Annotated in this window: 28 protein-coding genes; 26 read left to right on the plus strand and 2 right to left on the minus strand. The window is 36.9% G+C overall.

Annotation, left to right across the window (positions count from 1 at the left end):
* Positions 1 to 280 precede the first annotated feature (280 nt).
* Positions 281 to 382: a type I toxin-antitoxin system Fst family toxin gene (locus B4H39_RS03475; protein ID WP_251423515.1), complete on the plus strand. Its 102-nt coding sequence runs from the start codon at positions 281 to 283 to the stop codon at positions 380 to 382.
* A 497-nt stretch (positions 383 to 879) separates the two neighbouring features.
* Positions 880 to 981, plus strand: coding sequence for a type I toxin-antitoxin system Fst family toxin (locus tag B4H39_RS03480; RefSeq protein WP_251423512.1), 102 nt, complete (start codon positions 880 to 882; stop codon positions 979 to 981).
* 189 nt (positions 982 to 1,170) lie between these two features.
* Here the strand turns inward: B4H39_RS03480 and B4H39_RS03485 are convergent, their stop codons facing one another.
* Both B4H39_RS03485 and B4H39_RS03490 read right to left on the minus strand, forming a co-directional pair.
* Positions 1,171 to 1,941, minus strand: coding sequence for a helix-turn-helix domain-containing protein (locus tag B4H39_RS03485; RefSeq protein WP_251423509.1), 771 nt, complete (start codon positions 1,939 to 1,941; stop codon positions 1,171 to 1,173).
* A gap of 292 nt (positions 1,942 to 2,233) precedes the next feature.
* Positions 2,234 to 2,584, minus strand: coding sequence for a helix-turn-helix domain-containing protein (locus B4H39_RS03490; RefSeq protein WP_286927493.1), 351 nt, complete (start codon positions 2,582 to 2,584; stop codon positions 2,234 to 2,236).
* A gap of 540 nt (positions 2,585 to 3,124) precedes the next feature.
* On the opposite strand from B4H39_RS03490, the gene B4H39_RS03495 reads away from it, so the two are divergent.
* From B4H39_RS03495 to B4H39_RS03610, 24 genes are all read left to right on the plus strand, one after another.
* Positions 3,125 to 3,406, plus strand: a complete 282-nt coding sequence (locus B4H39_RS03495; RefSeq protein ID WP_286927494.1) for a hypothetical protein — start codon at positions 3,125 to 3,127, stop codon at positions 3,404 to 3,406.
* The gene (locus B4H39_RS03500; protein ID WP_286927495.1) at positions 3,393 to 4,490 is read left to right on the plus strand and encodes a DNA cytosine methyltransferase; all 1,098 of its coding nucleotides are present in this window, start codon (positions 3,393 to 3,395) and stop codon (positions 4,488 to 4,490) included. The genes B4H39_RS03495 and B4H39_RS03500 overlap by 14 nt, the downstream gene beginning before the upstream one ends.
* A complete protein-coding gene (locus tag B4H39_RS03505; RefSeq protein WP_286927496.1) occupies positions 4,487 to 5,149 on the plus strand; it encodes a hypothetical protein in 663 nt (220 codons plus the stop codon). Before B4H39_RS03500 ends, B4H39_RS03505 begins: the two co-directional genes overlap by 4 nt.
* 629 nt (positions 5,150 to 5,778) lie before the next feature.
* Entirely contained in the window at positions 5,779 to 5,928 is a 150-nt protein-coding gene (locus B4H39_RS03510) for a hypothetical protein (RefSeq protein WP_286927497.1), read from the plus strand.
* Between the two features lie 2 nt (positions 5,929 to 5,930).
* Positions 5,931 to 6,083, plus strand: coding sequence for a hypothetical protein (locus B4H39_RS03515; protein ID WP_286927498.1), 153 nt, complete (start codon positions 5,931 to 5,933; stop codon positions 6,081 to 6,083).
* A gap of 80 nt (positions 6,084 to 6,163) precedes the next feature.
* Positions 6,164 to 6,619 carry a hypothetical protein gene (locus tag B4H39_RS03520; RefSeq protein ID WP_286927499.1) on the plus strand — a complete coding sequence of 152 codons (456 nt, stop codon included), beginning with the start codon at positions 6,164 to 6,166 and terminating at the stop codon, positions 6,617 to 6,619.
* 40 nt (positions 6,620 to 6,659) lie between these two features.
* Positions 6,660 to 7,034, plus strand: coding sequence for a hypothetical protein (locus B4H39_RS03525; protein ID WP_286927500.1), 375 nt, complete (start codon positions 6,660 to 6,662; stop codon positions 7,032 to 7,034).
* Between the two features lie 79 nt (positions 7,035 to 7,113).
* A complete protein-coding gene (locus B4H39_RS03530) occupies positions 7,114 to 7,941 on the plus strand; it encodes a serine protease (RefSeq protein WP_286927501.1) in 828 nt (275 codons plus the stop codon).
* Positions 7,942 to 7,997: 56 nt separating this feature from the next.
* Positions 7,998 to 8,273 (plus strand): hypothetical protein, encoded by a 276-nt coding sequence (locus B4H39_RS03535; RefSeq protein ID WP_286927502.1) that lies wholly within the window; start codon positions 7,998 to 8,000, stop codon positions 8,271 to 8,273.
* A gap of 62 nt (positions 8,274 to 8,335) precedes the next feature.
* Positions 8,336 to 8,659, plus strand: coding sequence for a hypothetical protein (locus tag B4H39_RS03540; RefSeq protein ID WP_286927503.1), 324 nt, complete (start codon positions 8,336 to 8,338; stop codon positions 8,657 to 8,659).
* Between the two features lie 66 nt (positions 8,660 to 8,725).
* A complete protein-coding gene (locus B4H39_RS03545) occupies positions 8,726 to 9,304 on the plus strand; it encodes a hypothetical protein (protein ID WP_286927504.1) in 579 nt (192 codons plus the stop codon).
* Positions 9,305 to 9,592: 288 nt separating this feature from the next.
* Entirely contained in the window at positions 9,593 to 13,066 is a 3,474-nt protein-coding gene (locus tag B4H39_RS03550) for an MSCRAMM family protein (protein WP_286927505.1), read from the plus strand.
* Positions 13,067 to 13,477: 411 nt separating this feature from the next.
* The gene (locus tag B4H39_RS03555; protein ID WP_286927506.1) at positions 13,478 to 13,687 is read left to right on the plus strand and encodes a hypothetical protein; all 210 of its coding nucleotides are present in this window, start codon (positions 13,478 to 13,480) and stop codon (positions 13,685 to 13,687) included.
* A gap of 37 nt (positions 13,688 to 13,724) precedes the next feature.
* Positions 13,725 to 13,976: a YdbC family protein gene (locus B4H39_RS03560; protein ID WP_286927507.1), complete on the plus strand. Its 252-nt coding sequence runs from the start codon at positions 13,725 to 13,727 to the stop codon at positions 13,974 to 13,976.
* 55 nt (positions 13,977 to 14,031) lie between these two features.
* Positions 14,032 to 14,295, plus strand: coding sequence for a hypothetical protein (locus B4H39_RS03565; RefSeq protein WP_286927508.1), 264 nt, complete (start codon positions 14,032 to 14,034; stop codon positions 14,293 to 14,295).
* Positions 14,296 to 14,316: 21 nt separating this feature from the next.
* Positions 14,317 to 15,429 (plus strand): zinc ribbon domain-containing protein, encoded by a 1,113-nt coding sequence (locus tag B4H39_RS03570; protein WP_286927509.1) that lies wholly within the window; start codon positions 14,317 to 14,319, stop codon positions 15,427 to 15,429.
* 9 nt (positions 15,430 to 15,438) lie between these two features.
* Positions 15,439 to 18,186: a type IV secretory system conjugative DNA transfer family protein gene (locus tag B4H39_RS03575; protein WP_286927510.1), complete on the plus strand. Its 2,748-nt coding sequence runs from the start codon at positions 15,439 to 15,441 to the stop codon at positions 18,184 to 18,186.
* Entirely contained in the window at positions 18,173 to 20,224 is a 2,052-nt protein-coding gene (locus tag B4H39_RS03580; RefSeq protein WP_286927511.1) for a pLS20_p028 family conjugation system transmembrane protein, read from the plus strand. The genes B4H39_RS03575 and B4H39_RS03580 overlap by 14 nt, the downstream gene beginning before the upstream one ends.
* The gene (locus tag B4H39_RS03585; RefSeq protein WP_286927512.1) at positions 20,214 to 20,507 is read left to right on the plus strand and encodes a hypothetical protein; all 294 of its coding nucleotides are present in this window, start codon (positions 20,214 to 20,216) and stop codon (positions 20,505 to 20,507) included. Before B4H39_RS03580 ends, B4H39_RS03585 begins: the two co-directional genes overlap by 11 nt.
* On the plus strand, positions 20,504 to 23,065 hold the full coding sequence (locus tag B4H39_RS03590; protein ID WP_286927513.1) for a hypothetical protein: 2,562 nt from the start codon (positions 20,504 to 20,506) through the stop codon (positions 23,063 to 23,065). The genes B4H39_RS03585 and B4H39_RS03590 overlap by 4 nt, the downstream gene beginning before the upstream one ends.
* A 12-nt stretch (positions 23,066 to 23,077) precedes the next feature.
* On the plus strand, positions 23,078 to 24,208 hold the full coding sequence (locus tag B4H39_RS03595; protein WP_414672055.1) for a glucosaminidase domain-containing protein: 1,131 nt from the start codon (positions 23,078 to 23,080) through the stop codon (positions 24,206 to 24,208).
* A gap of 18 nt (positions 24,209 to 24,226) precedes the next feature.
* Positions 24,227 to 24,787, plus strand: coding sequence for an EF0163 family protein (locus tag B4H39_RS03600; RefSeq protein WP_286927514.1), 561 nt, complete (start codon positions 24,227 to 24,229; stop codon positions 24,785 to 24,787).
* A 21-nt stretch (positions 24,788 to 24,808) separates the two neighbouring features.
* Positions 24,809 to 25,273 (plus strand): single-stranded DNA-binding protein, encoded by a 465-nt coding sequence (locus tag B4H39_RS03605; RefSeq protein ID WP_286927515.1) that lies wholly within the window; start codon positions 24,809 to 24,811, stop codon positions 25,271 to 25,273.
* A gap of 144 nt (positions 25,274 to 25,417) precedes the next feature.
* Positions 25,418 to 26,053: a hypothetical protein gene (locus B4H39_RS03610; protein ID WP_286927516.1), complete on the plus strand. Its 636-nt coding sequence runs from the start codon at positions 25,418 to 25,420 to the stop codon at positions 26,051 to 26,053.
* Positions 26,054 to 26,358: the final 305 nt, after the last annotated feature.

The following is a 26,358-nucleotide window of genomic DNA, read 5'->3' on the forward strand; positions in this document are numbered from 1 at the left end:
TACTCCTGTATACAACTTTTTTACGATTAAAATCCTGTTAAACCGCATGGTTAAGCCTTAAAAATGACCCTTAACTATAACTGTAACTGTAACTTATATTATAATAACTATAACTTATTTATCTTAACAGAAGTAACTATCTTTTTTTCAAAAATAAAGTTAAAAAAATAATTTTCTTTTTTTTATAAAATGTTTTTACGACCTGTATAACGCATCTCAGCAATTCTGTTATAATAAAAAGTGGCACTAACCTAATCTCGCCTAGAGAGGAGGTGATGACATGCTAGACTTCATCCTAAACTCCCTTGTTATCCCGATTATTGTCGGTGTAGCTGTTCAGATGTTTTCTCGTTGGTTGAATAAGAAAAACAACAAGAAGTAGTGTTATTTCAACCTGAGTTGGGATTCGCATACCAACAAAAAAAAGCACAGGACCCCCATCCTGTGCTTTTTGATTCCATGCTTTTCACACTTCATCCTAAACTTCGCTAGCATAATTATATCATGGTTATCCTGAACAAGCAATAGTTTTATCTTTGTAAATTCTTAAATTAATGGAATTTTTATTATAATAAAAAATGGCGCTAACACTTATCCTTACGGAAAAGAGGTAGTACCATGAATCAATTCTTTCGTTGATAATATTATATCATAAAGGTTGAGATAATAAAGCTAGTATGCAGTATTTTATCTGATTCGTGAGAGGAAAATATCTAGAAATACTCTATCACTCGCAATCCCCCCATGAAACTCTTTCCTATGACTTTTAAAGTCCACCCAGTCTCTGGGATTCTCCCCTGCAAACAGGGGCTGTTATTTCATGATATAATGTTAATGGCACTTGCCAAATCCTAGAATGCAATGGGAGGAGGTGATTTCGTGTCTGATTTAATACTAGTTCTATTCACAACTATCATTGCACCGATTATTTCTGGTGTAGCTGTTAAGCTCATTTCTTGTTGGCTAGACAAGCGAAAATGATAGTTTGGAAAAGTGCCATCTAGCCTGAGTTAGTTGTCGCTGCTAACAAAAGAAAAAACGAGGATAGCCGTCCTCGTTTTTTTATTTCGTGTCTTATACTAGCGCTATTCACTTCGCTAAATATATTATAGCATAAATGTTAAGAGAGTCAAGATAATTCGCTTACACAAGTCTTGGTGCTGTTGAATTTTATCTAATTTGGACTGGGAAAAAATGTTCTTTCACTACGCCAATAATACGTGGCTTCTCTTCGAAGGGGAGGAAAATATCTGGAAATAATTTATTTCCCTCCTCATCCCTAGTATCATTAAGTGATTGTAGCCACATTCCATTATCAATAACAGATACGCATTTTAAATAAGCTTTTCCTCTCTCTGTGTCGTCCACAGCACATACTTGTCCAGGATAGTCAATTGTATCTTGCTTTTTAATTAAAGCAACTTCCCCTGAATAGAAATCAGGCTCCATTGACTCACCCTTGATAAAAATCGCATAGTCATAATCAAAATCTCTATCCCAGTATACTGTTTCTTTGTTTGAGCTGTCTGTATAGCCTTCTCCTAGACTAGCGGACAAAGCTTGTTCTTCTACAACCTCATAAGGAAACAGCTGTATAATATCGTTTGATTCCTCATTCTGTTCAACGAGTTGCCTCTTTGCATAAGCCAAGGTATTATCTTGTCTAGATTCATGAAGTTGTGATACAATTTTATCTAATTCTGAGGTATTGGTTTTTTCTTCGCCTAATAAATAGCTTGTTGAAACTCCAAGTATTTTTGATAACTTTACAAGATTTTTATTCAAGGGTCTTGCAGTACCTTTTTCGTACTTTTGAAGATTCTGATATGAAAAACCAATACGTTTTGCAAGTTCTTTTTGAGTAAAACCCTTTTCTTTTCTTAATTCTTTAAGCCTTTCAGAAAAATTTGCCATTAAATAATTCTCTTTCTTAACATTCATAGTTGACAAACACACCTATAAAGTGTATTATATAAACATAGTGAAAAATATAACACATTTTTAGAGAGAAAGAAAAAACACCTTAGCTCACTCGACGAATGTCTAAGTCACTAAGGTGTTTATCTCTTACTTTTTCAATCGAATATTATAAAGAAACGCTTTGATACAATTCTTAATCGAATGAAAAAAATAAGCAATTCCAAGTACTGCTATTATAACATTTCGAACTAAGTAAATCAATGGCTGCGCTATTGTGCATATGCTTTCAATGAAGTATCTCAGCGTTAAGAAATTAACGCTTTTTTTGCGGAGAATTTGAGGAATTTTCCTCTTGATGAGCAGAAGTAGTATCTTCTTGTTTTTGAAGAAACTTGATGACATCTTCTTGTTGGGCTTCGGATAAATTAGCCATGCGCTCGATAAAATCAGAAGATGAACGTATATCAGTTTCGCCAAGAAGGTAGCTGACGGATACGCCAAAAATGGAAGCAAGTTTTTCTAATTTGGCAGCTCTTGGCTTACCTTCTCCTGTTTCATATTTTCTATATGCTCCTTGTGAAGATAGTCCAATTTTTTGAGCTAATTCTTGTTGAGTGTATCCTGATTCAAGGCGAAGAGTTTTTAACCTATCAGAGAATTCCATTTAATAATATCCTCTTTTCTTTACATTCTTCTTGACAAATAACTCTTAAAGAGTTATTATAAATATAGGGTATAGAACATGTCAATTTCAAAAAAATGAAATAAAGAAAAAACACCTCAGCTACTCAAGTCTGAGTTACTAAGGCGTTCTAACTTTCTTAAAATTTCATTCGATATGTTGAAAACCTATAGTTAAACAACACAAAGAAGTGCCATTTGCACCCTCACAAAAAATGAAATAATAAGCAACTTTAACCACTGCTATTATATCATTTTTTCTGAGGGAAAGCAAAGGCTTTATAAGCATGGACTTTCCTTCCCATCCATGCGAGCGTTATAAGTAACGCTCTTTTTTGTAATTCAAGCTCCTTTGTGATGTTGTGTAACCACATATAATGGGGTGTGGTTATCTTTCCTGTCTTGTATATAATAGCGGTTATATCTCCCACTTATAAACCCTTTGAGGGAGAGTAGGTTCGACTCCTACCAAGACAATTATAAATCCAATATTCTAGTAAGTTTAAATCAAAGGGAGGTTTATATGGATATTCGGGCTAAAGATTTTATTTTAATGCCAAGGCATTTAAGAGAATTTAATCATGCACATGTAGAATTTTTTGATGGTAAAAATGGAAAGCTATTCTATCCTTATGTGATGACGAAAAGAAAGGATGGAAGAATTATACCTGTCATGATTGAAAAACATGATAATTTTGAGCGCATCCACAAAGTATTTGTGACAAGGAAACTTGTTGCGGAGAGAAAAACTACACGAACGCCACTTCGTTCAACTGGAATGGGGAGAGAAGATGAAATTTCTTGATCTGTTCGCAGGTATTGGTGGCTTCAGGCTTGGCATGGAAGCAGCCGGACATGAATGTGTGGGTTTTTGTGAAATCGATAAATTCGCAAGAATGAGTTACAAAGCAATTCATGGACTAACTGAAGAAAATGAATATACGGAGTGGGAGTGGCACAATGTCAGAAGTTTATCAAATAAATCTATTCGAAAACTTCAAAGAAGAGTTGGAAAAATCGATGTTATCTGTGGAGGATTTCCGTGCCAGAGTTTCTCAATTGCTGGAAAACGACGAGGATTTGACGAAACTCGAGGTACTCTCTTTTTTGAAATTGCAAGGACCGCATCTATTCTCAAACCCAAGTATCTATTCCTTGAGAATGTCAAGGGACTCCTCAATCACGCAGGGGGTGATACCTTTGAGACCGTCCTCAGAACCTTGGATGAGTTGGGGTACAACTGTGAATGGCAATTGCTTAACAGCAAGGACTTTGGCGTTCCACAAAACCGAGAACATGTGTTCATTATCGGACATCTTAGAGGATCAAGTGGACGAGCAATATTTCCTATCGCCTCATACAGCTCAAAAATTGATGAGGGCAGAATCATTGCGAGTACAATCACTGCCCGATACAGCACCAGTCAAAGGGAAGGTAGTTACATTGCAACGGATGGGCAAATCAAAAAATATAGGCAGCTTGAAGGAAAAAGATTTAATCAAATGAATAGAGTTGCTATTATTCAGAAACCTAGAGGATACAATAAGGGTGGGGAGCATGAAATTTCTCCTACTCTATCGGCAAATAGTTGGCATGAAAACAATCTTCTTAAGATTGGTGGGGTTTATACCAATGATTCTGAAAGTTATAATAGCGGCATATTGCCAGGGCTTAGCCGTACTCTTAAAGCACAAAACCATGATGCAGGATTGTTTGATGGCACAAGGCTTCGCAAATTAACTCCTCGAGAGTGCTGGAGATTACAAGGCTTTCCAGACTGGGCTTTTGACAAGGCACAGGAAATGAACTCGGACAGCCAACTCTACAAACAGGCTGGGAACAGTGTGACAGTCAATGTAATTTTTGAGATTGCGAGAAGATTGAGATGAATATGAAGAAAAAATCAAAAGCAGAGAAAATATTTATTATCTGTATAGTGCTAATTTTTATACTATGCATCAGCACATTTGTAGTACCAGGGTTAAAGAAATATGTTCATGAGGATACACCTATTACACTGGAAAATACCACTGGAACAAAAAATTGGGAAGCTAAAACGGAAAAATATATTTTAAATTCTTATACAGAGTCTAGTGATGGTAACATTGTTTTAGATTTGAAAGATAAGGGAGAAATGACTTTTTTATCTTCTGATGTAAATATCAAAATTTCAAATCCGCCATTAAAACAAATGACAGTTTGCATTCAATATTACTCATTCATTCCAGTAATACAGAACGGAAAGACTCCACTTAGAGGAGACCGTGTATTTGATGAAGTAAAGATAGATGGGAAAGAGAAAGAGCTAGCAAAACAAACCATGACATGGGGAGAAATTGTAAATGACAAAAAAATAGGGAATCCCTACTACGGTGAACCTAGTTCAGATGTCATCAATTTCATTAATTTTAGATCAGAAGTTCCTAATTTGACAAAGAGTATCTCAAAAGATATAGCAAATAAAATTTCTAAAATCAAAACAGAATACTTTGATAGTGTGAGGAAAGAAACTGTGGTTGTTAGACCTTTTGTTACTATCAATAAGTAATAGGGGAAACAACTATGCCTAAAAATAACCCTCATTCTATTAATAATTTGAAAAGAAAAAATATCCTGATTTGTGAGAAGTAGGTCACCTTTTGAAAAGAAGTAGGGGTTCGATTCCCTTATTCTCTATATACCCTCTGCGTGGAGCTGAAGCACAAGACTGTATAAGCGTAAGGTAGCTGTTCTTTTACAACTGAATATTCAGCTTGGTAGACTCATGATGTGAGTAAAATGCCAATGTCTGCCCCTCTGATTAGCGTGGCTACTAAAAGGAGTCGCTGTATAGTCTCGATCGTGAGGTCTTGTCCTGTACAGCACATTATTTACACAATAGGTGGCTCATTACCTAGTGAAAATGAAGAAATTAAACAGAGAAAGTAGAGTACTTGTGAGAACTTTACACCGACCAAAGTCAATGTTGGTCTTCGGTAAATAATGGGGAAAGAACCAACTGCCTGCGGGTAAGGGTGAGCCACAATAAAGGTCGGCGATGCTGTAAAGGTTCCTTTGAGTTTGAGGTCAACTAGAAACCTTGCGACTAATTTTAATAACGTCTTTGACGACCAAAAAAATAGAAATGTATCACAGTGTAAGTGATTGTTAATAGATACCTAAGAAAGGAGAAACATTTTGGTTTTTGAAGTCATGGAAACCATAAAGGGAAAGAAAACTAAAACAGTAAAAACAAAATTTGATAAGCGAGAGGATGCCTTAAAATATGCGGCAGTCTCTCATCATAGGACAGAAATTTATCAAGTAGAGTACAGAAAGAGGGATTAACTATGAAGAAGAGTAAAGAGGATTTACTTGATAGATTAGGTTTTAATAACTGGGATGAAGATTTACAGTATGTGGTGCTATTCCTATTTATGATAATAGGTGCGATTTGTTTTGTAACGACTATGCCAGTACGTATTATAAAAAAATTCGAATGATATATAGAACCAGTTAACTCTTGACGACTTACAAAAATAATGTTATAGTTGTACTAAAGAAACAGTAAGGAGAGGTAACTATGATTGTTAACAGTAGAGATGTTTTAAGAAAAATCCATGAGAATATGAATGCGAATATAGAATATCGCTTGTTCTCTGAAAATGCAGAAGCGGGACTTCGTCCAAGTGAGTTAGCTCCTTTACATGGATACATAGAAAAAGGGACACTGATGGCCAGTCTCAAAGAAAATAAAGCGATGCGAGTTGATATTCGTTCTCTTTTTGCGGAAATTTGGAATAGCTTTGCTTATTTTGAATTTGATGGCCAACGTGTGTGTGAATGTAAAGCTTTTGGAAAACCAATGCTTGCTTTGAATGAAAACTTCTTTAAACAAGGGGCTTACAGTGAATTTGTGGAAGAAACACTTCTTGCTTCGAAAGGGAGTAGAGAAGTTGTTGTAGAAGACATCAGTGAAGACTTGGCTCATTCTATGATGAAGGAGTTTAATGCTTGGCGTCAATCTGGTGAAGAATAATGAATTTTAAATTTGTTATAATAAACCAGAGGAGTAAAACATGGTAAGACCTGCAAGAGCGTACGATGAAAAGGTAAAGCCTTATTTAAAAGAGATTCGACACTGGCGTAATCAAGATATGAGTATCGTCAAAGTTGCGGAACGTTTGGGAGTGACTCAACCTTTCTTAAATATTAAAATGAAAGAGTATCCTGAGTTGAAAGAAGCCCTTCAAGCTCGTTCTTTAACAGAAGATGAGTTGAGAGTTAAAGCTGAAAAAGAAGCACTCTATAGACGACGTTATCTTAATTCAACAAAATCTTTTATTCGAAGGCAGGCAAGTTTGGAAGAAAAACTAGATTTTATTCATCTGATTTTCCAAAATTCTTCAGAGGAAGAAAGAAAAGTAATTTTAAAAAAAATTAAGGAATTTTAGCTCGATTGTTTTAGAGTCGTGTTAAATTGAACAGTTCTCAAACTTCAATGTATGAAAAGATTTTAGGAAGGAAACAAATATGAAATTTACAAAAAAACATTGGATTATCGCCGCTATTTCCTGTCTGATTTTGGCAGGAGGAAGTGCTGCAGTTGTTGCTCATCATCAGGCGCAAGCAAAAGCAGAAAAGACAGCGCAAGAAGCTAAACGCACTTACGATAATCTTGTATCTTCTGCTAAAAAGGCGACAGAGAAGGCAGAAACTTTCAAAGCAGAATCGGATGTTAAAGCAGCACAAGATGCGATTAAAAAGCTAGACAAGAAAGATCAAAAAGCTCTCAATACTCGTGTGGAGAAAGTGCGTAAGAATTGGGATTTGGTTCATCAAGCAGACAAGGCTGTAAGTGCTGCGGAGAAATCGAAGACAGATGCGACAGTCAAGACAGCTCAAGACGCGGTCAATACATTAAAAGATGCAATGACAAAGTCTAAACAAGCAGAACTACAAAAGCGTTTAGAAAAGGTTAAAACAGAACTAAAGACTAAAAAAGCTAAAGAGGAATCAAAGGTTAAAGCTCAAACAGCACAAGCTCAAGCGGACAATTCAGCACAGCCCGCGAATAATACGCAAGTAGCTCAAGCAGAAGCCCCTGCATCAGGAACAAGTCCAGAATATGGACAATATAGCCAAGCGCCCGCAACACCAAGCTATACTGCCCCTGCGGCAGGTGGAGGAGGTGGTGCAGTTGCCCCAGCACAGCCAAGTACTGGTACAGGCAACCCTGCTTACAACAGCGGGGCTGGTGCGAATGCTAATCCTCATGTTTCTGCTGATGATTTGAGGAAGGATGAGGAATGGGCTGCAGCAAACCCGGGTGGTGCACCAAGTGCAAACGGTGGAAGATAACTACAAAAGCAATTCGTAAGAGTTGCTTTTTTTGAATAGAAAAAGGAGAAGATTAAATGGAAAAACAATACCAAAACCTTGAACAAATTATTCAAGGTTTTGTTCGTTTTTACGGTAAAAAAGGTGTATCTTTCGATACAGTTCTTGAGACCGCCAATATTTTTGCGAAGAAAAGAAAAATCTTAGGATTTGATGTTGACTTAAAAAATAAGTCTATTATTTTGCATTACGAGTGCATGAAAAAAGACGAACCCTACTATACAACCGCAGAAATAATAGGAGTTTCGTCAAAAGCACCGCGTATAATAAGTGAAGGAAATGAGGAGTTATAACAAGCAATTCGTAAGAGTTGCTTTTTTCTTTGAATAAAAAATAAAAACTGGAGGAAAATCACATGGAAATTGTCGGTCAAACATCAAGTGGAGAAAAGAAAGCTCTTAAAGTAGAAATAGAAGACTTTAAGAAGAACACTGAGTATCTACATATTGAGTATAAAAAATCAGGGGAAGTGGAGATGAAGGCTCGACTTTCAGATGATGAAATTGTTACAGCCAAAGCCAAGCTCTTATTCATGATTGGAGAAGCTTGTTATGCGGCAGCCTTAAAGTATTATGAGTCAGAAGGACAAGGAGATATAGGTGCACAACATGGGGAGATTCTAGAGCATTTCATGCAAGATTTAACCGATAACCTTAAAGCTTATCATCAGCTTTATTAGGAGTTTGTAAAAAGGATATGCGAATGAGAGAAAAAAAATAGAAAATTTGATGTTTTTGATGACCTTTTGAAAATTGTCATTGTAAACGGCTTAAAGGGCATAGGCTTCTTAATTGGCGGAAGTTTACTTCTTATTTTTCTAAGCGTGGCTGTTTATGCTGCAGGAGTTTGGCATCCGATGTCTTTGGCGGACTATCTTTACAACTACGATCACACGACGTTGAAATTCTTTCTTTTTCTGACCTCAGGTTTTAGTATTGTGCTAATCATAGGTGTACTTCTTGCTTCGATTACACTCTTTATTAGTCTAAAAGCATGGAAAAGTCTTACCGCATTGTGTTTGAGCGTTGGGCTTTTCATTTTCTTATTCTTAGTGCCTGTCCCCCAAACAAAAACCATGTATGCGGTTGAGGTAAGTATAAAACAAGAGTATCTTGAAAAATATAAAGAACTTTCAACAGTTCCTCCTTGCAGAACAGAATTTTATTTAACCTATGAAGAAGCAAAAAAGGAAGTAGAAGAAGATTATCCGTATCCAATTGAAATTTTAGTCTTAAAGAAGATTACAGAAAAACAGGAAGTAAAGGCACCGATTATACACATTCAACTTCCAAAGAAATATGAGGTAAGATACTATGGTCAATGATCACTTTTTAAGTTTTATGATTTGGTTTGGGATATTTTGGATAATATTTTCCATTCTTTATCTTATTTTACTCCTATTGTATGGTGAAGATTTTCCCTATGTTATAAGAGATAAAATCAAGTACAATAGGAATATGAAAAAAACGAAAGAAAATAAGAAGAAAAAGAAAAGTCATTCTTGAGAGTGGCTTTTTTTCTTTGTCCGCAATGACGTTAAACTAAGTTAAACATGACTTGCAAAGCAGTCATGTTTTTTTGTTTCTAAAAAATAAATGAACAGGAGGAAAAGATGAAGAAACAAAAGAAAAAACAAAAGGTGAAGCAAGCTTTGGCAGATGAAAAAGTCACACGTTTTCGTGTGCGAAAATCGGGAAAACGTTGGCTGACTCACTCCGCAATTATTCTGACTTTGGCAGGAGGTGTAGGCTTTGCCTTTTGGACACAGCCTGAGCTAGGCCAAACCGTGTCCCATGCCTTGACCTTGCCTTCTGGAAGCAGTCAGATTGGAAGTATTGGAAAAGCACCCGTGATTCAAAGCGGCAATAATAGCTTTTCTACCATGCAGCCTCTCTTTGATAGCTTAACAGGCACACTCCAAGCTGACTATATTGTAGGGGACACTCATGACGGTACAGGAGGGAAAGCGGTTGGCTGGCACAGTAATACTTCTTACGCAGGAACAACCATTGCCAATGCGGACAGCTTAGTCAATGGCTCTCATGGTTTGTCTTCGGATACTATTCGTTATGGTTTAGGGTTAAAGGACGGCTTTCAGACTGGAGACAAAATCAACTATGTATCTAAAGGGCAAGAAATTAATATCAAAAATGTAGGTACAGCTTACGATGTGAAGGCTGGGAAGAATATTCCTGTAGGTTTAGCCATTAAAATCAATGACGCCACTTATTATGATTCCCGTACTAGTCAAACGCCACGTAATGTCTTTAATGACGGTTTCCGCCTTCTAGTCGGTGCTCGAAAAAACGGGGGAACCATTACCCTAGGCTACATGGTCTCCATGGACGGTGTCCCAAACCCAGGCTCTGGCCAAGGGACTGAGGGCGGTGGCTCAGCTGGTGCTGGAGGCGGAGCTATAGGTGCCGCTTCGGGTATTCCTGATTCTGTAAGAATCACATGGTCGTTCTATGATATGAATACTAAGCAGAATCTTCCTGAGAATACGCTTGAAGCAGTCAAGGTTTCTGATATAGATGCAGGTCAATCGGCGGAGCTTTCGAATGGAGCGGTAGGCTATATCGTTGCCAAACCAACCCATCTCGAACTCCGAAATAATATTTTGACAGCTAAAGGCAATAGCACAGTGGTGGGAGATTCCGGTAACCTTAATGCCAATTCCTATATTGCCTTGTACAAAGGTTCATCTTCCGCATTAAACTTTAGAGATACCAACGGCAACCTAGGTCAGGGGTCTATTGTCCAAGCCCTCTTTGGAAACATGGGAGCGACTTCTCCTCGTCAGGCTCTAGGCTTTATTGAGATTGACAAGTCTACGGATGCCTTTGGTAAAACACCATGGAACTCTAACTACAACTTTGACCGTCTCCAGTTCGACGTCGTGGATAAGGACGGTAAGGTAGTCGATACGATCAAGCTGGACAAAAACGGGAAAGGCAAATCTAAAGGTCTTCCTCCAGTAACCTACACACTACATGAAAAATCCACAGACTGGTCAATGACCGGTCAAACTGTTCGCCCAGATGAAACCACTAAAGTTAAGGCTGGAGAAACAACAACCGTCAAGCTGAACAATAAGGTTGTTGTGGGACAAGATGGACTGCAGAAAAAAGACAAGGACACAGGGACAGACCAACATGGGAAAGGTGTCCTTAAAACGGCCAAGTATGCTTACTTCTATAATGACGACTCTACTGGGTCAAGCCCACACAAAAAAGGCGACCCTGTCAAATGGAGCGATAAGCCAGGACCGAAACTCCTGGCAGGAGAGAAGGTAAGCTCTGCCATCATTGGTGGACAGAAAGTTGACTTTGGGGACAATGTGGTTATTGATGTGTCAGATGACCAGTTAAGGGCAGCTTTAGGTAATCTGCCCCAAGGCAAGTACTACCGTCAAGAAGTAGATGCTGGTGAGGGCTATGTGGTAGACCCAACCAAACACGAATTTGAAATCAAAGAGTCTGACCCTAATATTGAAAATATTGTCATCCCAGATGCCACTTCTCATGAACAGCTGATTAAAGCCAAAATTACTTTGAATAAAATGGTGACCTTGCCAGACGTTCAAGGCGGTTCAGGCTATAATGGTGTGGAGTTCCAAGCCCAACCGATGGAAGGTACAGTTGCTGAGCCTGTCACCTTCAAGACAGGAGTAAACCCTCAAACAGGCGATGACGGCTATGCTTCAGGGGAAGTGCCTTATGGGGATTGGAAAGTCTCAGAAAGTAAAGGAGTTGAGGGCTACAAGAATGTGAGACCTGTCTATATCCACATGGAAACAGACACAGAAAAAGATATTCTTACAATTAGCGCCAGCTACCATGAAGACTTCTCAAAACCCTTTAGCAAGCGTACTTTCAGCTTGAAAGACAGCAGTGCAAAGGCTAATCCAAATGGTGAGGGAACAGTAGGAGAGGTGACCCCAGAGACACCGACTATCAGTTTGTCTACAATCCATTTCAATAACAATCCTGAACTACCAAAAGTGCCAAGTATTGACATTGAAAAAGCCAACGATAAAATTCCAAATGCTGGTGAGGGAAACCACAAGGACAAAGACAACAATGTCGGGGCGAATGACCATGACACGAAAGACACTGCTCTTGAAGTGGACCCAAAGAAAACAACATCCATAAAGTTCCGCTCCACTAACAATGGTACAGAAGCCCTTCATCATATAAAAGCTTCTGATAAGACCATTGAGGGAAGCATTGCGGTCAAAAACATTGTGTGGACTTTTAAAGGACAAAAACTCTCCACCAACAAGGAAGGTGAGTTTATCACACCAGACGGCAAACTTTTAGTCTTACAGCCTGAAGAATTCATAACAGGGGAAGGGACACTTCCAGAACTTTCAGACGGTAAGCTACATGGAGATGAGGTAAAAGTTGTCGGTATCGGTCTAGAGTCAGGCAAGGAAGTCGGAGACGAGGACAAGTGGTATGGTAAACCGCCAAAAAATCAACCAAGTATCGATATTGAAAAGGCGGATAAACAAGCCCCTCAAGCGGGTAAGGGTAACCACACAGACAAGGACAACAATGTCGGAGAAAACGACCACGACACAGAAGGGACTGCTAAAAGCCTTAAAACCGATGAGGAAACAGTACTCTTTATGCCTGTCACAAATAATGGTACAGAAGCGCTCCATCATGTGAAGGTCGTGGATAAGACCATCGCAGGTAAGGTAACTGTGAAAAACCTCAGCTATACCTACAAAGGCAAAGCCCTCAAAGTGAATAAAGAGGGAGAGCTGATGACATCGGACGATAAGCTTTTGGTTTTGCATCCAGGAGAGTCTATCCAGGTCAAAGGTTTACTCCCTGCCCTTCCTGCAAGCGAATTGCATGGAGATAATGTTTCCGTCACTGCAGTTGGTCTGACTTCTGGTAAGAAGGTGGGCGATGAGGACAAGTGGTATGCGAAGCATGAAGCAAAAACGAAAGGTTTGCTTCCTCAAACTGGGGAGAAAATTGCTTTATGGCCTCTGGCAGGCTTTGGCTTCTTATTGTCAGCTTTAATACTTATCAAACGGGACACAATCAAAGCCTTCTTTAAGAAAAACTAAAAAAATTTAACCGTGAAAAGCGGTGAATGGTGGTGGGAGGACAGAAGAAGGAGAGGCTTATGTGGACACCAATTAGCTTTGCTTATCCTTGTTGAGGTAAAACAACAATTGGTTGGCTGAAAAAGTACAATCTTATTTTTGACTGAGTGTTTAGTGCAACATGTAGTATATCTGTAGAAGCGCCTACAACAGCTTTTAAGGTCATAAATACAATTATGGATAAAGATATCACATGCTTCTCTAGAAGCGCTTCAGAGTGAAAATACAGCCTTGTAGAAGCCTCTAAGACTGAACCGGAGGTTATCCAAGAAGCAATTGTAGAAGCGAAGCAAAAAAGCAAAAGATTTTTTTCAATATTAGCTTTTTCTCATACAGAAAAAGCTAATATCGCTAACATAGAAAGGAAATCATATGGCACTTACAAAAGAGCAGCAACAAACAAAAAAACGTATCGAGCAAATTTGCGAACTACTTAATATTGACTATGATAAGTGGCTTGCGGACAAACAACAGGAATTTATCACTGAAAATACAGACAAAGCCTTTGAAACTTCTCTAAAATTAAAGAGAAGTCAAGGTAACCAACACAATAAATCTCACAATGGTCTACATCATGGTTAGTAGAAATGGGAAATATTATGGTCCTAAAGTGAATAACATGAATATTGACTTTGAAATTGTGGAACATATTGGGATTATTACCCCTGCATCACGATTTCACCCATGGAATAAAGAAATAAACGTTGTTTCTTGGAACGGTGGGGAAGCGAAAATTGATATTCGTGAATGGGATAGTAATCACACACGAATGAAAAAAGGATTAACGCTAAAAAAAGAAGAATTTTTTAACCTACTTGAAATAGGTGGAGAATATTTCAATAATGTTGAAAGTACTGATACAGAAGAATAGTGTCAGTACTTTAAAATTTACATAAAAAATAATATTAAAAAAGTGAGGAATAAAAATGCAATTACCATCAAATATAACTACAGCTCTACACACTGTTTTTCAAGTTATGCAATATGGAGGTATTGGTATCGGAGTAGTTATGATTGCTTTTACTTTAGCTACTGGTGCTAGAAAAGACGTACAAAAACGCCGTGAAGCTTGGGATAATGTTATTGGAATCGCAGCTATCTGCCTCGCCTTAGGTACATTATCTGCTGTCATTAACTGGATATTTACGGCAATGGGTATCGGTTCATACTTACCGAAAGGTGTTATCTAAGACTTGAAAAAAGGAGAAAAAATGAAATTTAAAATTGTTCCAGATCATCGACGTATTGCCCGAAAATTCAAGTCTGAATTTGTTTCTATTTCTGAAGCGGGTAAGGAAATTCAAAGATTGATTGATTATTCAACCAATCATATGAAGGGCAAGGCTATAACTGCCAAGCTTGTCTTTGAAGATTCACAAAATGGCGAAATTGAAACATCAAGCCTGCCTTTTGCACAAGATGCTTCCACCAATGTAAGTTACTATGCGACAAAAATGCTTGAAGAAAAGTATTCTAATGCACCACGAGAAATTCGTGATGCGTTTTTAAATACTTTAAAAGAAGAATTGAATGTCCCCGAAAAGCTTGAACATTCTGTTGAGGTTTCTATGGATAAAGACCGAAACCAGTTAGAAAAGGATGATGTAGCCGTTTCTCATTCCAAGACAAAATGTTCAAACTGTCAGGAAGATATTGATGTAAATGTAAAATATTGTCCTTATTGTGGTTTTGATCAGGCAACAGATTTATCACATGCTGATGAAACTTCAGTAGAAGTGGAAATGACTTTGACAGAAAATGGAGTATCTTCTGAACAAGGGCTTGATATTTCTCAATCAGAATATGAAGAGGTAGAAGTTGAGAAGGTAGAAATTACACCACATTCCCCAATAAATGATACTGCTCAAAATAATTATCAATCAGAAGAAAAAGCTACGTATTCTGATGCAGTTTCATCAAATAGCATAGATGTTGCTCCATTATGGGTAAATAATTTACCCCCTGAGATTCAAGACATTATCTCACGTGGGAAGCAGTTCCGAGGAAAAACGACTATCCGTACCGAAATTTTTGAAAAGTATAAAAATCCCCAAAGTGAAGAAATAGCACGTAAAACATCAGCTATTTCAGATGAAGAAGAAAATGCGCTTTACGCTGCAGAACAAGAATTTATTGAGAAAAAAAGACGTATTGCACAAGAATACGAACAAAAACGTCAATTTGAAACTCAAAAAATAAAAGAAAATTACTCTGAAAGGATCAATAAAGAAATTGAAGCTACCTTGGAGCTTGAACGTTCTAAAGCTAAAAAATTTGCGCAGGATATGGGGGAAGCTCTTAATCAACTCATAGAAAATACATAAAGGTGAAGAATGAACGAAGAATATAAACAATGGAAAAAAATACTCGCTAATAAGTGGGTATTGTGGGCAGAAGTGGTTCTTGGTACGGTCGTCGTTATTGTATTGGGCGATTTTATCATTAACCTTATTGTTGCTTTTGGTGTATTCTTTAAAGTCAGACCTGGAGAAGGTATCCAACAAATATTTACTTCCGGCTCAAACCTTGTAAACCATGTGAGAGAAAATTGGGTGATGATGCTCTATCCTCGGTTTACGATGGTTGGTATTAGTAGTTTGTTGCTTATTTTAGCTCTTGTTTATATCTTTAGATGGCGAAAAATTTATAACAAACGAATTGCTTATAAGGATATAAATAAAGGAACAGAGGGGACAAGTCGTTGGACAACTGAAAAAGAGCTTAATAAACAGTATCCTCTTGTGTCTCTAGATAAAGATACAGAATATGAAGGGCGAGCGGGAATACCAGTTGCTTTTCATCCAGACCGTGATAAAGTTTGGATTGATACAACCAATACCAATGTGGAAGTACAGGGGGCAACGCAATCAGGGAAAACGCAGACGATTACTTATCCTACACTCGATTTAAATATTCGAGCAAAGATTCCTGATAGTATGTTACTTCCAGATATAAAAGGCGACTTGATTCGTAGAACCTATTTTCATCCGATGGCACGTAGAAAATTTCATATACGTGCCTTTAATCTTATAGAGCCTAAAAACTCCATGAGGTATAACCCTCTATATGAGGTACAACAGGCTTATATGAATAATGAATTCGGAAAAGCACAAAAAAGAGTTCAATCTCTTTCCTATATTCTTTATAATAATCCTGAAGCAAAAGAGCCTGTCTGGGATGAAGGGGCAATGTCCATTTTTGAAGCAATCTCACTTTGGTTGGCAGAACTGGGTTATGAGTATAATATGCCACGTTGGGCAAATATGACTGCTTTTATAGATATTATCGACTACCTCGCAAGTGATAAAGATAAAAATGGTCGGACAACACTTGATTATTATTTCTTAACTTTATCCACGTCAAGTCCAATTCGACGAGCATACTCAATCGCATTAAAGGCTGAAAAAAAACAAACGAGTTCCTTTTACATGATGGTTGCCTCTAAGCTGAAGTATTTCTTTTCAGAGGACATCAAGTATCTAACCAGCGGTCATAATATTGACTTTGTGGATTTGGCTTATCCTAAAGATGGAAAGCCAACTCTATTGTTTCTTATTTTTCCTTACTCAGACTTTTCAAATTCTAAGATATTGAAAATGTTTTTATCACAGCTTTACCAAAAGTTAGCAGAGGTAACGACATTGGGAGAGGGAGAATTTGATGTTCGTTTACGGTCGTGGCTTGAAGAAGAACAAAACTTACCCGAAGTGGAAGGGATGGACCGTTATAATAATGCGGGCTTACAAAGTGGGATGCTTTTTGGCCATATCATCCAATCAAGGGCAGGACATCAGGACGTTTATGGTGAGACAAAATCAAAAAGTATCCTTGGTGCTGCAGGAAATACCTATTACATTAAGGCAGATGAGTTTGAGGAAGCCAAAGACTTCTCGGAAAAATTAGGACCTGCGACCGTTATTACAACACAACGCTCAGGTGATCCGTTAGATTCAGATAAATCGTTTACTGAATCCGAAAGAGAAAGAAATCTTCTTAAAGCAGATGAGTTAACACGTTTAATGCAAGGGGAGTGGGTTTTAAATCGTACAAAATTTACCAAAGATTTAAAAGGAAAACCTATCCGCCCTTATCCCATCAAAGGCTTTTATAAGGAAAAGAAAGATGCTTCCGGCAGAATTATTGGCTATGATGACTATATGAATGCAAAATTTGCTTACGAGTATTTGTTTAGTGAAGCAGGAGGGTATTTTGATACAAAAGGTAAAAAATTGAGTGACCTTGAATTAAGAGAAAATCTTGAAATTGATCCAGAAACAGGGAAAACAATTGACCGTGTTGTAAAAGATGAAGATTTAATCGTTCCTCATGATTTGCTTGATTTAATTATTGGGGAAGCAATGGTTCGTCAAGAGCTTCAGCATTTCAAAGGGACACCAGAAGAAAAGGAAGATTTACTTTTCCAATTAAAATATTTTACCGAGTCACTTCAAGAATATAAGGAGAAGTTACATGAAGAAAACAAAGGGGATAGTCAAACAAAACAAAATGCTGGTACAGAACACTCCGAAACTGAAAGGGATATACAGGATAATTCAAATGCTCACCAGATGGCTAGCAACAGGGACAGTACTTCTATTATGGATAGGGGTTCTCATTCCGACATCTCTGATATTCATTCCAACATTAGTGTTCATGATGCTCATACTGACACTTACAATATTGCTCACGATCATGTGGGGACTTCTTCTTTGGAAATTAGGGAAAGAGAAGAAACAGAAGAAGCTAGCCAAAGTATAAGAACGGTTAATGAAAAACGAGTTGCAGCTAAAAAAGAAAGGGAAAATCTAATACTTATGGAAATTCTAAAAAATATTGAAGAACTCAAAGATGATAGCAAAATGAGTGTAAGTGATATTTTTGGCGACACTTATCCAGAATTTTTGAAATTAGTAGAAGAAATGTTTGGGGCACAACACTCTCGTTATATCGAAGACCCAGAATTATCTGTGGCCAAGTTTAAAAAATGGTTGGATAGTGCTAAAAAATCTCAGAGGGGTCGAGCATTTCTTTTGAAATATAAGGAGCTAAAAAGTAAGGGGGTTATCATTGAAAGAAGCTGAATTAGTCAATAAGCTACAAGAATGGGAAGACTATTTGCATCTGTTTTCTCCTCTTGATTTATTTCAAAATGTTGTTTTCTTATTTAAAGCGCTGATTTGGTATCTCATTGTTGGTTTAGCAAATATTCTTGATGCCATGAATGGTATGGCTTCAAAGGCGCTTGTATTGCTTAATATCAACAATTCCCCTGCTTTTCAAGAATTTATGAAAAAATATCTTCCTCTTTTTATAGCGATAGGGATAGTTTTTGCAGGGGCTACCTTAATAGGTATGATGACCAATAGAGGGAAAGACCAAACGCTGTACGATTTTTATAGAAATATGTTTATTGCTATGATTGTCGTCATTGGTTTTCCTTGGATATGGGGACAAGCAACAGGTACAACTGTTCAAGTCGCAAAACATATCAATCAAAGCAGTTCAATGTCAACAAACATTATTTCAAAGAATCTGACAGACCTTTATTATATTGACAGTAAATATAATTTCGAGGTTTCACAGTTTAATTCAAGGGGGGAAAGTAAAAAGAAAGCGGGTCTTGCGGAAGATAAAGAAAAAAACTACCTTCCAAAAGATAGAAATGGAAATATACAAGTTTCCGATTTATCACGAATAAACCCAGTAGAGACAATAGATGTTGAAGAGCCTGCTGTTAATCTATCAAAAGATGGCAAGGAAATTCTTAGTCACCAAATTATGTGGTCAGGAAAAACCGCAAAGACCAAAGAATTAGGCAAAGGCTTTATGGGTTTTGGAGCAACACATTACTTCAGGTATAAATATAATTCCTTTAGAATACTCTTTTATCTATTAATGGGGATTATCGTCAGTGCTATTTTAACTTGGAAAGTAGCTCAAATCTCATATGAAGTTTGGTATAACGGTGCATTGGTACAGGGTGCAGCGTTTTTTGATTTAAAAACTGGAAAAAGATTGATTGCACTTTCTCAAAAATTCTTTGTCAGCCTAGGTGCTATTCTTGTTATCTTTGTTATGCAAACACTGTTTAACATAGGCTATGCATATATAGACACTTCAGTTGAGACGACAGACTTAAGAGGTTTGCTTCTAAATTCCATTCTTAAAATTGCATTACTTTTAACGGTTATTGATGGGCCAAATGCTTTTGAGTCAATTTTTGGTGTGGATGCCGGTCTTAAAAGTGCAACACGGTCAATTATCGCTATGAACCAAGGCTCACAACTTATCCGCTCTGGCATGAGTAAATTAGGCGATATGAGTAAATTTGCAGCACGAAATGCAGCACGTGGAGGAGGTTTTATTGCAGGAAGTGTGTTAGGTGCAAAAACTTCTAAAGAAGAAGCTGAAGCCATGAATAGCATAGGTTCTGATAATAAAGCCAAAAAAGGGGCAAATCAGGAACAAGGTGTTGGTGCAGAATTTAGTCAAGGAAAACCATCTTCTTCAACAGGAGAGGATACGAGCAGTAAGGGTGCTGAAAATAATACAGGCGATAACCCAACAGATAAAAATTCTTCAGATACAGACGAAAAAGAGGGAGAAAATGCTTCTGCAACTTCTATTTCAGACGAAAATTCTCCATTTAGAACAGATGATTTTGATGACATGGTTGAAAAAGCAAAGGATCAGGTGGATACACATGGACTTTCATCTGATTACTCTGACATATTAAATGGGCAGAACGAAGAAGCTGTTCGTGCTTTTGATGATGTATCTTTACCACATGCTGTAACAGATACAGTAGAATCAAAACGTAAGAAAGTTGATGATGCAATGCTTGCGTATGAGAATGCAAAAGATAAGTATCTTGGTATTAAGCATAAAGAAAGTCAAGAAATTAAATCTGACTTCAAAGAAATTGTTACACCTACACAAAAAAGTATAAAAAATGCTGCTGTAAAAGGCTATCAAGCAGGAGAAATGACTAAAAAAGCAATCGGTTTTTCATCTGCTCGTAGACAGGCCAAAAAAGAGTTAAAAGAGGCTAAAAAACCTTTTGAAGCAGACGGGCTATTTTCACAAGAGCCGAGAGGAGATATGTTTAATGTCGATTAAAACACCAAAAAAAATTCGCAAAGATTTTGATATTAAAGGAGGTTTAACTACAAAAGACATACGGGGTGTTGTTATGGGAATTGGAGCAGGTATAGTTACTTCCTTGATGATGATAACCCCTTTAAGGCTTATATGGATAAGCCTAGTAACTGTGTTGTCGGTTTGGTTAATGTTACCTAATAAGGAAGTTAATTTGAAACATTGGCAGGTTATCTTTTTAATTGTTACCAATCCTGTCAAAATATATATCGCGGAAAGAGATTCCAGGAGAGATGAAAAATGAATAATATGAACCTTAATGATTTTGCTTCAGATAATATCAAGCAAACAAAAAATAAGAAATTGAAGCTGTTACCAGATATAAAATCTAAAATATTTCCAAAAAAGTCAAAGAAGGTTAAAGATTTAACCTATCCTGTTATTGAGTTCTTGGAAAATGGGTATGTTGTGTCAGAATATAATGACATAATACAATACCAAGCTATCTTTCGCCCTACATCGTATGACCTTACAAAAATTACTGATGAGGAGTTTGATAAACTTACTCGTGAATATTGGGAATTTCATCGATTACACATAGATGAATTTAAAGAGATTTACTTGAACTTTCCAGAAAATAACAAAGATAATCAAGATTTTATCAATGAAAAGATGAAATCAGAATCTGACCCAATTAAACAACAGTATCTCAATTATGAGATGAAAAAATTAAAAGTGCAAGAGAAGTGGGTAAAAACGAGACAATCTTTTATTGCGGTATATGGGGCAAGTATTGAAGAATTGGAACAAAATATCGATGGATTAGTAACTGCAGGTAAGCAATTGTTTACTTTTGATCAACTTGATAAAAAAGAAATTAAACTTCTTTTTGAGCTGTTCAATAATTCAGGTCACTTGAGCGAAAATACAAAAATTGTAAAGCGAAAAAGAGCTAACACCGATATTATTGAAACAGCAACACATGGGGGACTAGTTTTTGGTACAAGTTTCACCTATTATCAAAGCTCCAAAGGTTACCATGCGATTATGTATGTCAGCGAGTTACCTCTCACGAAAAAAGATTTCTGGATTTCAAGTATTGTGAACCATGAACACGTGGAAGTTGCGACCATTGACTATCATATCAATCCTAATGTTGATTATGAGGAAGAAATCGGTGATACCGTTGAGAATTACAACGACGAAGCAAATCAAGCAAAAAAACGTGGGAAAACAACATTAAGTGATGCTGCAACACGTAATGCCAATGAGTTGCGTATTTTAGCAGATAAAATGAATGATATTGGTGAAGTCATTAAAACGATGGAAATTCGTTTGTTTATTTCAGCTCCAACACTCCAGGAGTTAGAAGAAAAAGTCGCAGATATGAACAAAGAAGTTAAATTTGAAGCACGTATCTATCCTGGTATGATGCTCTCTGATTATCAATCATTTTTCATTAGTCATAGCCTTTGGGCAACAAAGTTTGAAAACAATTTCCGAGAAGGTATTGAATTACCTGCAGAAACCTTTGGAATTGGATTCGCCCATAATAATAGCTTTCTTCATGACGAGGAAGCTTTTTTCTATGGTTCGACACAGACTGGCGGCCGAGTTTACTTTGATCCATTTGCTAAATCAAAAACAAGACTTTCATATTCAAAATTTGTAGCAGGTAGTTTAGGTTCTGGTAAATCAACCCTTCTCAAGCATATGCTTGAGGACAATTGGATGAGAGGAAATTTTGTATATATCTTTGATAAATCAGGAGAATTTCAAAAGATTGTTAAACGCCTTGGTGGAGCATACTTGCACCTTGACGGTCGGGATGGTTTGATTAATTTACTCCAAGTTTTTGGTTTGGTTTCTAAAGCAGATGAAAATAGTATGGAAGAAGATGTTGATGCTTCATTTAATTCACATCTTACAGATACTGTTAATCGTTTCAATATCCTTTATGAATTTAAAACTGCAAATGCCAATGCGAAAATTCGTCAAATTCTTAAAGAATTTTATATTGAATTTGGTATCTATGGTAAAAAAGCCACTCGTCCGATTACTCGGCTTTCTAACAATGAATATCCAACCTTTATAGATTTTAAACACTACCTTGAAAAATTGTTTAGCCAAGAACGAGAACCTACAAGAAAAGCTGTAGAAGATGATTTAATTTCAATGATTACTGAAGTTATTGAGCCTAATAGTCAGCAGTTCATTGGCTATACTACCCTTGATAATTTATTGGATAAACAGCTTATATGTTTTGATATTTCAATGATTAACGACAATTCTACAGACCCTGTCTATGACACACTATTTAATGTTGCACTCTCTTTATTCTTGTCACAAGCACAAAATAACGGGCGACAAGAATGGAAAGATTATGTACAAGGTCGTAAGCTGTGGAGCGAAATTAAGCGGACACAGATTATCACAGATGAGTGTCATAATGTTCTTAACCCTTATAAATCATATGCGACTAGAGCTTATTCTATGACTGTAGCAGAGGGGCGTAAATTCTTTATTGACATTACCTTAGCCACTCAAAATGTGGCGAAAATGTTGCCACCTAACGCTGCTCAGATGGGCGGTGAAATTGGTCAAGCGATGAATGATATAAGTAATATCATTGGTCTGGTTCAATATAGAATGTGGATGAAACAGCCACCTACTGCAATTCCTACGCTTCAAAAATACTTCTCTGATGACTTTAGAGAGTTTGACTATAAAGATATTAAGAGCTACGGTATTGAAGAAAATCGAGGAAGTAAAATGATGCTAGTAGGAGCAACAGAAAAGCCTTTGATTATGTACCATTGGGTTTCTCCTGCAGAATTAGAACTCTTTGAAGGTGGTGCATAGAAAAGAGGTTCTATGATATTTAAAAGTCTAAAACGTAAACTTATTGTTTTAGGGGTTATTTTAGGTCTACTTGTACCAACAGCATTGGGCGCAATTGCAAGCTTTACCACAATGATGTCAGTAATAGGCGTTAAGAGTATGCAAGATAACTATGAAAGCGAAGGTTTTGGGGATTACACTGGTGGATTTACTCCTGCAGTACCAAAGTATCCTGAGATAAAAGGAGAGGGTCAAATATCCGATAAAGTAGCACAACTTGCGGTTGGTACTGCAGTTAAATATCATCTTTTGCCTTCTGTTATTCTTTCCCAATATGCTTATGAAAGCAATTGGGGAAAAGCTCCTTCAGCACTCATAGACAAGAATAATTTCGGAATTACATGGTTTGCAGGAGCGCCTTTCCCTTCAGGTACACCTCGAGGAATTGGAGGGAGTGAAGGCGGATTTTATATGCGTTTTCCCAATCAGGAAGCGGGGTTTAGCTACTATGGCTTCATGATTGCCACACAAAATAATTTCAAGATGGCTGTAGGAAAGAAAGATCCAGGTCCTGTTCTACTCGACTTAGGTAGAGGAGGTTATGCTGCTGCAGGTATTACAGAAAGTTCACCCTACTATACGAACTGTATGTCTATTATTCAGTCTAATAAATGGGTTGAAAAATATGATAAGTTCGCCATAGCCCATTGGAAAGATTCTGATTTTAACTTTGGAAATGGAGGTAACACTGGTAGCGGAACAATCCGTTCTATCGAAGGCTTATTAGGAAAACAGGTCGGAGATGGTCAGTGTTATGCGCTTTCTAAATACTATGTTAATCAAATTTCAAACTTTAATTTAGTGGGCCTGAATGCCTATGCAATTGGGCATGATAACTTGGCACAGTTTAAAGCACATGGTTGGAAAGTAATCTTTAATCCAAAAGCAAGTGACCTAAAAGCAGGAGCTGTAATTAATTGGTATCCTGGACCTGTCGCAGGTGCTTCAAGTCAGAATCCTTACGGACATACGGGTATCATTGCTTCAGTCAATGGCTCCGCATTCGCTACATATGAACAAAACACTGCAGGGGTACAAACCGTTCAAAAAATGAACAGAACTTGGGATAATTCTATCTCTAGTGTATGTATTCCCCCTAAATAAATTTAATAAGAGGTTCAAATGAAAAGTAAAAAAATATCAAAAAAGACTTTAATTATTTCAGCAATCGCCATTTTGTTTGTGGGGGTTGCCTTAACTATTTCGCTTGCAAGTCAACAGCCAACAGAGCCTAAAGAAATGGTCGAAACAGACTTCGTAATCAAAGATAGTAGCAAGCCTAAAAAATCAGAAACAAGTGCGGTAGAAGAAGAAAATACAGTGGCAGAGGAAGAAAGTAATATGAATTTGGACTCGCCAGAAAATTTAGAAAAACTTTCTTTTGTAGAAGATTTTCTAAAAACATATTGCAATTACAAATCAATTGATGATCGTAATCAGAACATAAAAGACATGCTCACACCAGAAATGCAAAAGTATATGAGCGTTGACGTATCAGTTCCAGTGACTATGAAATCAGAGAGTGATTCAATTGAAATCTATCAAGATGCACAAGGAAATTTTGTGGGGTTAGTGAAGCAAACAATTGCTAAACGTCCACAACTTCAAGTCTATAAATTGCAACTTAAAAAGACAGCTACATCATATCTTGTCTCACAATTCAGCTCTCCAACAGCAGATTAAATATACGAAAGGAATTAAATAATGTTAAATAAAGGTTTTGTAATTGGCCGCCTTGCAAGTGATCCAGAACTACGGTTTGCGGATAGTAATTTGGCTATCGTACGTGTCAATATATTCTGCCAAAGAGAATATAAAAATAACCAAGGTAAGCGAGATAATGATGTTTTCTCGCTTTTATTTTATCGGGAAAGAGCAGAAAATTTTGCAAAGTATGCAAGAAAGGGCTCGTTAATTTTTGCAGAATACACTCTAAAAAATAATAATTACATAGCCAACGATGGGAAAAAAGTTTATTCCAACGACATGATTGTTTCTAAATGGAATCTCCTTAGCAATGCAAATCAAGGCAAAGTAATCAATCGTGAAACAGCGAATCCTATTCAAAATATACCGCTACAAGAAGAAAACTTGCCGATTGAACCACCGTCTCCAGATAACTTGGATGAAAGTTTTCCTTCTTTTGAATTTCCTCCGTTACCAGAGTAGAAGGGAAGAAACATGTTAACTATAAGTACAAAAATTTACAAGATAGTAGGTACAATATTTTTTATTATTGCATGTGCGTTCTCAGGTTTTAGTTTCTATACTACACATCACAACGAGATAAAAACAACTCGAGTGGGTGCAAAAATGGAGAATAATGGCGAATCACTCGTCTTTAAAAATGCCAGTTACTATAAAAATTCTTCTCTACTTGAAGTTGAAATGATTTACCAAGGGAGTTTAGAAAATGGCCTTCAGGAGTTAAAAACAAAAGTTTATAATGCACAAACAGGAGAAGAAATTCAAGGAAAACTTGAACAAATTAATCTTAACTATTATGTTGTATTTATTCCAAAAGTAGAAAATGTTAAGCAAATACTTGTTCAAATGTTGACTTCTGATACGAAAAATTCTCAAGCTAAAGAGCTTGGGGCTATCAGTATCACTCAAAAAAATATTCAAGAAAAAGGAACATTTGAGAAAAAGACAACAGAATATTATGAGCAAAGATACGTTTCAGATTTAACTTCTGATGCAAAACAAAGCATCAAGAACTATGATGAAAAAATTAAAAATCTGACAGAGGATATTTCAAAATTCGAAGAAGCTAACGAACGTTTACGTACCAAACTTGACTTTGAAACTGAAGATGAACAGAAGGAAACGAAGTCAGAAATTGATAGTAATCTGTCTCAAATTGAAAGTATTCGGGATCAAATTCAAGAAGCTAAGAAAGCTCAACAAAGTCTTAAAGATAAAATTTCTTTACTTGAAAACAAGTAAAAATATTCTCGTTAGAGAAGAAGATTTTTTATCGTATGCTAAACAATCTAAGGGAAATCTTTAGATAAATAGCATACGTCACTGTGACGGGTAATAAAACAGGGCTATCCGTCACAGTGACGTGTGCTATTTAAGTTTAGTAAAGACAAGGGTTTTGAGGTATTCGTCAACTTGACGTATTAACGTCATTGTGACGTTTTTAATGTTCAATCTGACCCCACTCTAAAAACAAACCGCACTGCGGTTTACGTCAATTTTGACGTCAGTTTTACCTTATGCTCTATGGACTAATGTCAAATAATTAG

The sequence above is a fragment of the Lactococcus sp. UBA7128 genome, assembly GCF_002492185.1.
Lineage (GTDB): Bacteria > Bacillota > Bacilli > Lactobacillales > Streptococcaceae > Lactococcus > Lactococcus muris.